Origin of the sequence: Myxococcus sp. CA039A, assembly GCF_013336645.1 — a bacterium.
Taxonomy (GTDB): Bacteria; Myxococcota; Myxococcia; order Myxococcales; family Myxococcaceae; genus Myxococcus; species Myxococcus llanfairpwllgwyngyllgogerychwyrndrobwllllantysiliogogogochensis.
This window is the reverse complement of the sequence record NZ_JABUMQ010000380.1, coordinates 1-9,690: the sequence shown is the minus strand read 5'-3', so window position 1 is coordinate 9,690 and position 9,690 is coordinate 1. Positions and strand designations below refer to the sequence as shown.

The following is a 9,690-nucleotide window of genomic DNA, read 5'->3' as shown; positions in this document are numbered from 1 at the left end:
AGTGGGCACCGCGCCGGGGTTCTCGGAGCCTGATGGAGCGGTCTGCTCGGGTGGGCTGGCCGGAGCGGATGCGCCCTGCACGGGCGGCGTCGAAGTGGAGGCCGTTCCCTTGTCCGCGGGGGCGGCCTGCGCGGGTGGGGCGGTGGTCGGCGCGTTGTTCTCGGCGGCCTGTTTCGCCTGCTCCTGCTGGGCCTTCTCCTGCTCCGCGGCCTTGCGGAGCTGGTCCTTGCGCTCGCGCTCCAGGCGGCGCTCCTCGCGCTCGATGCTCTTGCGCGCGTCCTTCGTGTACTGGGGGATGCGGTTGTCGCGACCACCCTGGGCTTCGTAGCGCTCGAAGTAGGTGAGGGCCGTCTTGTACCGCTGGATGGGGTCGACCCCCGGGGGCTCCACGTCGAGGAACAGGATGGCGAGGTTGAAGAACGGGTCGGGCTGACCGGGGAGCAGCACGAGCACCTGCTCGTACTCGGCCTTGGCGCGCTCGAACTCCCCCTGTCCCCGGTAGGCATTGCCCAGGTTGAGGCGCGCGGCGGCGAAGTCGGGAGCGGCTCGCACCGCCGCTTCGAGCTCGGTGACGGCGGCCGGGTAGTCCTGGGCCTCGTTGAGCAGCGCGCCGAAGTTGTTGCGTGCCTCGGCGAAGTCGGGCCGGAGCTTCGCGGCCTCCTTGAACTCCGCCAGGGCCTGCGGGCCCACCTTCAGCGCCAGGTACACCAGCCCCAGCGCATTGCGCGTGGCTGCGTCACCGGGCGCGATGTCCCGCGCGTTCTCCAGCACCATGCGCGCCAGCTCGTGTTTGCCCTCGCGGTAGTACACCTGCGCGAGCACCTGCATGGCGCGAGTGTGCCGCTCATCGAACTTGAGGGCCTGCTTCGCCTCGGTGGCCGCGGGCCCCAGCTTCTTCTGCTGGAGCAGGGTGATGGCCAGCGCCGTGTGCAGTGGCGCCGAGTCCTGCTTCGTCTCCACCAACCCGCGCAGCTCCGTCTCCAGCGCCGCGGAGCGGCCCGTGCGTCCGTACAGGCGCGCAAGGCAGTCCCACGCGGACTCCTGCTCGGGAGCCACCGCGAGCGCCTGACGATACGAGCGCTCCGCGTCCTCGTGCCGCCCCAGCCGCTCCTGGACGATGCCGAGGTTCGTCCACGCGTAGTCGAGCTTCGGGTTCTGCGTCACCAGCGCGCGCAGCGCCGTCTCCGCCGCCGTCAGCTCGCCGGCCCGCGCAATCGCCACGGCCTGCTCGAAGTCCTGCGCCGCGCTGCGGGGCGGAGGCGCGACGACGGTGGGGACGGGCGCGGCCTTCGAGTCCGCGTCGGCTGTTGCCTCGACGGGCGCCTCGGCTGTGGGGCGCGTCTCCGGGCCGGAGGCACACGCGGACAGCCACAGGCCCGAGGACAGGAACAGCGCGGTGAGGGCGGAGGCCCCCGGCGTGCGTGGAGAGAAGCTCACGGCTTGGCTCCCCCGGTGATGCGGCTCTCGTCCGCCGACGCGGGGCGGGCGGGCCCGCTCACGCTGCCAATGAGCCCGTCCGGATAAGCGGCGTCGGACGCGAGCGCCTGCTTGGGCTCCTTGAGCACCGGGTACTCCTTGGGCCGGAAGCGGTTGAGGGACTCCAGCGTGCGCCGCGTCCACTCGTTGGAGACGCGATTCTTGCGAGCCTCCGCCAGGGCGACGGCGTAGCTCTCCACCGCCGCGTCCTCCAGCTCCGCCGTGTTCTGCGCGAGCAGGTCCTGGTACGTCACCACCGCGTCCTCACCCAGCCGCTTCACGTCGGGCGGCACGGGCGTTTCGATGATGGTGTTGGCGAAGCGCTCCAGCGCGTAGCCGGAGCGGTAGGCCGCCGCGAGGGACCATTCGAGCTGCTTGTACGGATAGACGCGCGAGTATGCGTCCTTCACCGTCTTCACCGCCGCGCGCTTCACCGCGAAGCTGCGCACCAGGGCCTTGCCCCAGCCGCCAATCTTCAGCTTGTCGAACCTTTGCAGCTCCGCCTCCGCCAACTGGAAGCGTCCATACGCCGCCGCGTTCGCCGCGAGGGGATGGGTGTCCGGCTTGAGCTTGCGTCGGTCGAACTCGCTCGCCGCCTGGGTGTACGCGCGCTGGGCTTCCTTCTCGTCGCCGAGCTTCTGGTGCGCGTCACCCATGCGTCGGTGCGCGTCCACCACCAGCTCCACCTGGCCGGGCTTGTTGGCGAACTTGCGCACGAACTCCTGGAGCGCGCGGACCTCTCCGCGAGGGTCGCCCTGCTTCTCCAGCAGGATGGCCGCGCGGTACTGGTTCTTCGGCGCGTCCTCGGCGGCGGGGAACAGCTCCGCGTAGCGCAGGAACGTCGCCGCGGACTCCGCGTAGCGCTGCTGGCCTTCGAGCAGTCGACCGGTGTTGAAGAGCGCCGCCTCCCGGTCCTTCGACGCGGGGTAGTCCTTCACCAGCTTCTGGTAGCTGACGACGGCCTTGTCGAAGTCGTAGGACTTCTCCGCGTTCACCGCCACGCGGAACAGCGCCGCGTCCGCGAGCGGGGAGGACGGGTACTCGCGATAGATGCGCTCGTAGAGCTTCATCGCGGAGTCGAAGCGCCGGGTGTTCTCGTGCGCGACGGCGGCGTTGTTGAGGGCCTTGTCCGCGAACTCGTGCCGGGGCTCCTCGTCGACGAGCTGGATGTACTTGCGCGCGGCCTCCTCGTGCTTGCCCTCGGCCAGGAGCTGGTCCGCGAGCTTGAAGCGGCCCGCGAGCTTGAACTTCACCAGTTGCTTGTGGAGGTCGCTGGTCGGGTCGATGACCTGCGTGTTGCTGGCCAGCCTCGCGCTGACCTCCTCCACGCTGCGCCAGTCCTTGTCGATGAGGAACGTCTCGACGGTGAGGTTGGTGGCGTAGCGGGCCACCTCGCTCTTGGGCCACGTCTGGATGATGCGCTCGAAGCGCTTGCGGGCCTCGGGGAAGTCGTCGTGCGCGTAGTACAGCTCCGCGGCCTTGTAGGCGATGCCCGCGGCCTTCGCGTCGCGCGGCAGGAGCGCCACGTACTTGTCGGAGGCCGACACCAGCTTCTGCTCGGTGGGCGTCAGCGGCACGGGCTTCACCGCCGAGCCCTCGGGCCGCTCGGTGGAGCGCAGCGGCTTGAGTTCCGGCGTCTTGCCGGACTGGATGTCCTTCGCGAGCAGCTGCTGCCACGCGAGCACCGCGCTGTGCGCCGCCTCGTCGCGGTGCTTCTCGCTCACGCCGGTGTCGCGCACCAACTCGTAGCTCTTCGCGGCCTCGGCGAACTGGAAGGAGAAGTAGAGGCACTCCGCGTAATAGAAGCGCATCTCGCCCGCGCTCTTGCTGCGCGGGAAGCGCTCCAGGTACGTGCCGTAGGCGCGCGCGGCGGTGGCGAAGCCCGTGCTGGCCTGCTCGAACTTGCCCTCCTTCTTGAACACCAGCGCCTGCTGGTGGTGGAAGGTGGCGCTCGTATAGAGGCTCTTCTCGACGAGCGTGTTGGCTCGCGAGAGCGCGTCGGGGTCTCCCTGGTTCTTCGCGTACCAGGCCGTGCCGGGTTGATAGAGGCTGGCGAGCCGCTCCGACTCCGTGAAGGACTCCGCGAGCAGCCGGTCTCTCTCGTAGGCCAGGGCGATGCGCTGCTGGAGTTCCGGCGCGTCCGGCGCCATGGGTTCCTGCTGGAGCACGCGCTGATACGCCGCGATGGCGGCGGGGTGGTTCGTCTGGTCGAAGTAGACGTTGCCCAGCCGGCGGTAGACGTCCGCCTCGTAGGGCTTGGGGCCGCGCTTCGCGAAGAGGGCCTGGGCGCGGGGCAGTCCGCCCCACGTCTCGTCCGCCAGCGAGATGGCCACGTACTGGAGGGCCTCGTCGCGCAGGTCTCCGCCAGCCTCGGCCTCGCCCTTCGCGACGCGCTGGGCTTCGTAGAAGTCCACCAGCGTGAGGAAGGACTCCACCGCTTCGTCGAAGCGGTCCATCCGGTAGTACGTCCAGCCCAGCTTGTAGAGGGCCTTGTCGTAGAGCGGATGCAGCGTGTCGCGGGCGGCGGCCTCGAAGGCCTGCGCGGAGCGGGGCAGGGCCTGCGGGTCCTTGTAGTTGTCGAACCAGTACTCGCCGATGCGGACCCACGCCTCGGTGGCGAAGCGGCTTCGCGGATAGCGGGCGATGAGCTGCTGGTAGGTGCGGAAGCTCTCGTCGACCTGCTCCTGCTCTTCCAGGCAGTAGCCCAACAGGTACCAGGCGCCGTCGTTGAGGCGGTAGGTGGGGTAGTCCTTCAAGAGCCGGCGGTACAGCGCGATGGAGTCCCCGTAGTCCTTCTTCGGCTCCACGGGGAAGGCCGAGTCGGGGTTCTTGTCGTGGGCCTCCAGCCGGTCTCGGTACTCCTTCATCGCCAGCTGATGCTCGTCCTGCGAGCGCTCGTAATAGAGCTCCGCCAGACGGAACATCACGTCCGGCGTGTAGCGCGGCTCCTGAGGGTAGCGGCGGAGGAACTCCTCGAAGCGGACGATGGCCTCCATCCGCTCCTTGCGCTCCTGGGCCTCGAAGTCCCGGATGACCTTCTCGTACGAGGACGCGAGCGAGTCGCGCTTCTGCTCGTACTTGCGCTCCATCAGGAGCTGCACCTCGCGGCTGAACTCGCGAGACTCCTCGTCATACGTGCGCAGGGCGCGGCTGACATCCTGGAGCAGCGCCTCTTCCTCGGGCGTGCGGCCCAGGCCCGTCAGGTAGCCCGCGGCCGGTGTCCCGGAGGGACTCTCCGCCTGGGCGGGGGAGGGGACTTGCGCGGCGGTGTCCGGCGCCTGGGCGGCGGCGGGCAGCGAGGCCACGGAGAGCAGCACCGCGAGCACGCGCCGCATCACCGTCCCTCCTCCGACAGCACGTCGCGGAAGTCGGCGTCCAGCGCGCGCAGCGCCTCGGCCTTCTGCGCGGACACCTTCTGGATGTTCGTCGTCTTGTCCTGCTTCTCGGTGAAGGCCACGTCCACCACGCCCACGTCCGCCTTGAGCACCAGGTCGTAGAACTGCCGACGCACGCGCCGGATGCTGTCGTAGGCGATGCGGCCCACCAACTGCTTCGCGTTGCCGGACACCGCGGCGACCTCGGCCTCGTAGCGTTCCAACAAGTGCTGCTCGGCCAGCACCTTCGCGCGGATGCGCTGTCCTCGCTGGTCCACCTGGGTCCGCAGCGCGCCCTGGGCCTCCGCCACGCGCTTGCGCAGCGCCTCGCCTCGCTCCCGCACCTGATGCGCGTGCGTCAGCACCGCCGTGGGAGACTGTCGACGCTCCGCTTCACTGAGCACCTCGTGCTCGGAGCGCAGCGCCGCCGCGTAGCGGCCACGGATGGCCTGTTCCCCGGAGAGGGACGCCGCCGCGCTGTTGCGCTCATCCACGAGCCGCCCGCGCGTCCGGTCCAGCTCCAACTGGAGATCATTCAACGTCTGGACCTCGGCCTGGAGCTGCACCAGGAACTCTTGTTCCTCGTCGGGTGGCGTCTGGCGAAGCAGCCGCGTGTCATCCACCCACTTGCGCACCGCCGAGGCGATGGCGTGCAGTCCCTGAATCTCCGTGCCCAGCCGGAAGGCCTCGCGGTCCACCGCGTCCACCCGGGTCTGCATGCGGCGCAGCCGCTCCTCCAGCCCCTTCTGCGTGGTGGGGAGCGTGGCGAAGCGGGCGGCCAGTGCATCGCGCTCGCGACGCAGGGGGGCGAGTCGGTCCCGCTCCTGCGAGGTGAGCGACGGTTCCAGCGCGAGTCCCTCCACTTCGACCAGCGTCGACTCGGCGTGCGTGACGGCCGTCTCCACCGCGTCCGCGCGCGTGAAGCCCTCTTGCAGCTCCGGGAAGGTCTCCAGCTTCCGCGAGTCCAGCGCGCGAAGGATGCGGGCCGCCAGCTCGCGTGCGTCGACGGCGCCCTTCTTCCCGGTGTCGATGTCGCCCACCATCTTCACCGCGCGGCTCACCTCGCGCTCGGTGGAGGCGTACTTCAGGGCCAGGGGCGGCAACAGCGTGCGCACGTCCGGGACGGTGTCCGTGCGCGCCAGGAGTCGCTCGAAGTACGCGACGGGGTCCCGGTTGGCGTTCAAGAGGGCGTCCACCTTCTCGCGCACGGGGCGGAAGGTGCCGATGAGCTCGTCGTAGGACGCGATGGCCTCGTCGTACCGCTTGAGCTTCTGGAGCAGGTGTCCCTGGAGGAGCTTCGCGTCGGGCGCGAGCCGCGAGTCGGGGGCGACGAGCAACAGGATGTCGACGGCGTTCTTCGCCTCCTGGTGGTTGCCCTTGCGCACCTGCGTCCACGCGATTTCGTAGAGCGACTCCGGAAAGGACTCGCTGTCCTGCGACACCTGTCCGTAGCGGTCCAACGCCTCGTCGAAGCGGCCTGCTTCGTACAGGAGCCGTCCCAACGACATCAGCGACAGCTCGCGGATGCGCCGCGTGTCCGTGTCCGCCGTCGAGCGGGTGACGGGCTTGCCCGGCGTCGCGGTGGGCGCGGAGCCTCCCTCGTTCGACAGGGGCGTGAGGAGCTGCTGGAACTGGAGGATGGCCAGGGGCAGCTCGCCGGCCTGCATCGACAGCACCGCCATGTGGTAGCCGGCCTGGAGCTGATATGGGCCGCCATGGGCCTGGGCCAGCGGCGAGAAGGCCGAGCGTGCGCGGGCGATTCTCTCGGAGGCGGGCAGGTCGCTGCGGCGGAAGAGCCACTTCGCCTGGACGTACTGCACGTCGGGCGGAAGCTGGCCGCCGAACAACGTGCGCGCCTGCTCGACGTAGGTCTCGACGTCGTCAAACAGGTTCAACCGTCCGGAGATGGCCAGGTAGCGCGTGAGCGCGTCACGGTGGCGCGCGGTAGGCGTGGGCTGCGACAACAGCTCGCGCAGGTAGAGCCGCGCGCCGATGTCGTTCTTCTGCTGGTACAGCGAATCCGCGAGGAAGAAGAGCGCGTCCGCGTAGCGCGGGTGGCTCCGGAACGCCGGGTCGCTCACCAGGTCGTAGAAGTGGACGGAGGCCGCGCTCCAGTCGCCGAGCAGGTACTGGATTTCCGCGTCGGAGTAGCGCCGCGAGCGGGCCTGCTCTTCATCGGGCTCCGGGCGCTGGCTGTACTGTGTCTCGACGAAGCGCAGGCTCTCCTCGGCGAGCTGGAGCTGCTGCTCCACGGAGGACAGGCGCTGCTCCAGCTCCTGGGGAGTCGGAGGTGGCGGGGGAGGCTCGGCGGCAAAGGCGGAGGCGCCCCCCACGAGGCTGAGCGCGAGGGCGAGAGCGCGAAGCGACACGTTCACCGGCGGACCCCTACCGCGCTTCAGTGGAGGTGGCGGCCGGAGGGCTTCCGCCCGCTTCGCCGTCGATGCGGGGCGCCGTGTCGCGCGACAGCTCGATGTCGTAGCGCACCGCGGGCCGGTCCTTCATGTCCAGCGTGAGGCCGCCCTGCTCGAAGCCCACCACGCGCACCGTGGACACCTTTCCTGGCTCCGCGTTGAAGGTGTAGCTGGATTGCACCTTGAACTTGTAGCCCTCCAGGTAGCTGAACACGCCGAAGCCGCCGCCGCGGTAGACGAGCCGCACCGCGAGCTGGTGCTGCCCCGGGACGATGCGCCCGTTGAAGACCTCGAACTGCTCGCGCTTGCTCAGCTCTTCGCCCTGGATGTCGACCTGCGTGAAGATGGGCGCGCCATCCAGCGCGTATGTCACCGACTCCAGGATGAAGGAGCTGCCCATCTCGTTCTTGTGGACGATGAGCGCGCGAGCCCCGGTGGTGACGTCTCCGCCCAGCACCGTCTCCTGGAGCAACAGGAGTCGGGCCTTGGAGCGGTAGATCTTCTCCTTCAGGTCGACGACCTGCTCCTCCAGCGTCTTCACCCGCGTGTTGAAGGCTTCATCCGCGGTGCTGTCGCCTTCGGAAGGGGCCACGGGAGGCGCCTCGGTGCTCGAGGCGGCGGCGGGCGCCGTGGGGCGCGGCTCCTGCGCGAGCGCCGCCCCACAGAGGGTGGCGCTCACGAGCGCGAGGAGGCGGAGGGTGGCGGCTGCGACACGCACTGTGCGACCTCAGGAGGCGGACGGCCCGGCCCGTCGGCAGCAGGTTGTAACACCCTTGGCCGCGAGGCGTCTTCTCACCCGCGGTACGGGAGTTGACTGCCCGGCTGCTCCCGGCTCAGCCGCCTTTCTTCAGCTCCGTGAGCACCAGCTTCGCCACGGCCTTGAGCGTGTCGAACACGCCCACGCCCGTGGGCGCCACGGCCTGATACTCGGGGATGTTGCGCGGGTTGATGGCCTTGCGCATCTCCTCCGGCGTCACCGCGTTGGGCAGGTCGCGCTTGTTGTACTGGAGGACGTACGGAATCTTGTTCAGGTCGTAGCCCTGCTCGGCCAGGTTCACACGGAGGTTTTCAATCGACTCCATGTTCGCCTCCATGCGCTCGATCTGACTGTCGGCCACGAACACGACGCCGTCCACGCCCTTGAGGATGAGCTTGCGGCTGGCGTCGTAGAACACCTGGCCGGGCACCGTGTAGAGGTGGAAGCGCGTCTTGAAGCCGCGGATCTCACCGAGCGACAGCGGCAGGAAGTCGAAGAAGAGCGTGCGGTCCGTCTCGGTGGAGAGGGAGATGAGCTTGCCCTTCGTCTCGGCCGCCGTCTTGTTGTAGATGTACTGGAGGTTGGTCGTCTTCCCGCAGAGACCCGGCCCGTAATAGACAATCTTGCAGTTGATTTCGCGGGATGAGTAGTTGATGAAGGACATGGCTTCCCGGGTTACTCGCTGAAGAGGTTGTCGATATCGTCGTCGGAGATCTCGGCGAACGGCGACCCGGCACCCGGGCTGTCCGTCTTCTTCACCAGACTCTCGAAGATCTTCGTCAGCTCGTCGCTGGCCTTCTTGATGCGCAGGCGGACGAGGCCGAGGCTGGTGCGGTTGTCGAAGATGACGACCAGCACGACCCGGCTGCCGACGATGGTCATGTAGAGCGAGTCCTTCGCCCCCTCATGGAACTGGTTGGGGAACTCGTTCTCACCGATCAGCTTGGCGAGTCCGCCCATCGCCGCCACGTTGCCGGCCGTCAGCGAGGCCAGGGACGTGGTGTCGATGTTCTGCGTCTGCCCGGCCGAGGAGATGAGTTGCCCGTTCTTGTCGACGAGGAACACCACCTTCGCGTTCGCGTCCTTGGTGAGCCGGTCGCAAACGGCGTTGATCTTGGTGAACTCCTCTTCGTACATCACCAGTTGCGTGCCCATGGGCGTATGCGCTCCTCAGCGTTCGCTCGCCCGTCTCACGGCAACACCCCGATTGTTTCTGGAGTGAATCCCGGAGGTTAGACGAGGCGCTACCGACCGTGAGGATGCTTAGCAAAGCCCCTCCACTCCAGCAAGAAGCCATCCGTTCCTCCCGGTGAGAACGCGGCTCGTCCGCTGCCCCCGCCACCCAGGGGGTCCTCGTCAAGCGTCTTTCTGGGTCCCCGGATGACGCCGGTTTGGGAGTGTTCGCGGCTTTCTCTATACTCCGCCGGGCTTTGACGCCCCCACGCCCCCTTGCCCCCATCCTGGCGCGTCTGGCGCCCTTGCTGTTGGTGCTGGTCAGCTCCCCGTCCGTCCGGGCGGAGGAGGTGCGCGAGCGAGCCTCGCTGCGCCTGCGCTACGGCGTGGCCCTCCGCAATGGTGCCCAGGCGGATGTAGGGCCTGGGCTCACCTACGACGGCTTCACCCCGAATGATCTGGCGGCGGTGGGCTCGGTCTGGGCGGGTTCCTGGCTGGG

At 68.7% G+C, this 9,690-nt stretch carries 6 protein-coding genes and 1 pseudogene; 1 reads left to right on the top strand and 6 read right to left on the bottom strand.

Annotated features, from left to right (window positions below):
• The 6 genes from HR086_RS40485 to mglB all read right to left on the bottom strand — a co-directional run.
• On the bottom strand, window positions 1-1,437 hold a 1,437-nt coding region (locus HR086_RS40485), incomplete at its 3' end, for a tetratricopeptide repeat protein (RefSeq protein ID WP_174468281.1).
• The gene (locus HR086_RS40480) at window positions 1,434-4,811 is read right to left on the bottom strand and encodes a tetratricopeptide repeat protein (protein ID WP_174464198.1); all 3,378 of its coding nucleotides are present in this window, start codon (window positions 4,809-4,811) and stop codon (window positions 1,434-1,436) included. The genes HR086_RS40480 and HR086_RS40485, both read right to left, overlap by 4 nt.
• Window positions 4,811-7,219 (bottom strand): tetratricopeptide repeat protein, encoded by a 2,409-nt coding sequence (locus HR086_RS40475; RefSeq protein WP_373564412.1) that lies wholly within the window; start codon window positions 7,217-7,219, stop codon window positions 4,811-4,813. The genes HR086_RS40480 and HR086_RS40475 overlap by 1 nt, the downstream gene beginning before the upstream one ends.
• A 16-nt stretch (window positions 7,220-7,235) precedes the next feature.
• Window positions 7,236-7,979: a dihydrolipoamide acetyltransferase gene (locus HR086_RS40470; protein WP_141648178.1), complete on the bottom strand. Its 744-nt coding sequence runs from the start codon at window positions 7,977-7,979 to the stop codon at window positions 7,236-7,238.
• A gap of 115 nt (window positions 7,980-8,094) precedes the next feature.
• Window positions 8,095-8,682, bottom strand: a complete 588-nt coding sequence (gene mglA / locus HR086_RS40465) for a gliding-motility regulator Ras-like GTPase MglA (RefSeq protein WP_141648177.1) — start codon at window positions 8,680-8,682, stop codon at window positions 8,095-8,097.
• A gap of 11 nt (window positions 8,683-8,693) precedes the next feature.
• Window positions 8,694-9,173 (bottom strand): gliding-motility regulator GTPase-activating protein MglB, encoded by a 480-nt coding sequence (mglB, locus tag HR086_RS40460; RefSeq protein WP_002637270.1) that lies wholly within the window; start codon window positions 9,171-9,173, stop codon window positions 8,694-8,696.
• A 332-nt stretch (window positions 9,174-9,505) separates the two neighbouring features.
• Between mglB and HR086_RS40455 the strand changes: the two are divergent.
• Window positions 9,506-9,690: pseudogene (locus tag HR086_RS40455) on the top strand (hypothetical protein); the annotation flags it as partial.

Bases quoted from the DNA above. Each gene is read 5' to 3' on its own strand.
- mglB (WP_002637270.1), bottom strand. From the start codon at position 9,173: ATGGGCACGCAACTGGTGATGTACGAAGAGGAGTTCACCAAGATCAAC.
- HR086_RS40480 (WP_174464198.1), bottom strand. From the start codon at position 4,811: ATGCGGCGCGTGCTCGCGGTGCTGCTCTCCGTGGCCTCGCTGCCCGCC.
- mglA (WP_141648177.1), bottom strand. From the start codon at position 8,682: ATGTCCTTCATCAACTACTCATCCCGCGAAATCAACTGCAAGATTGTC.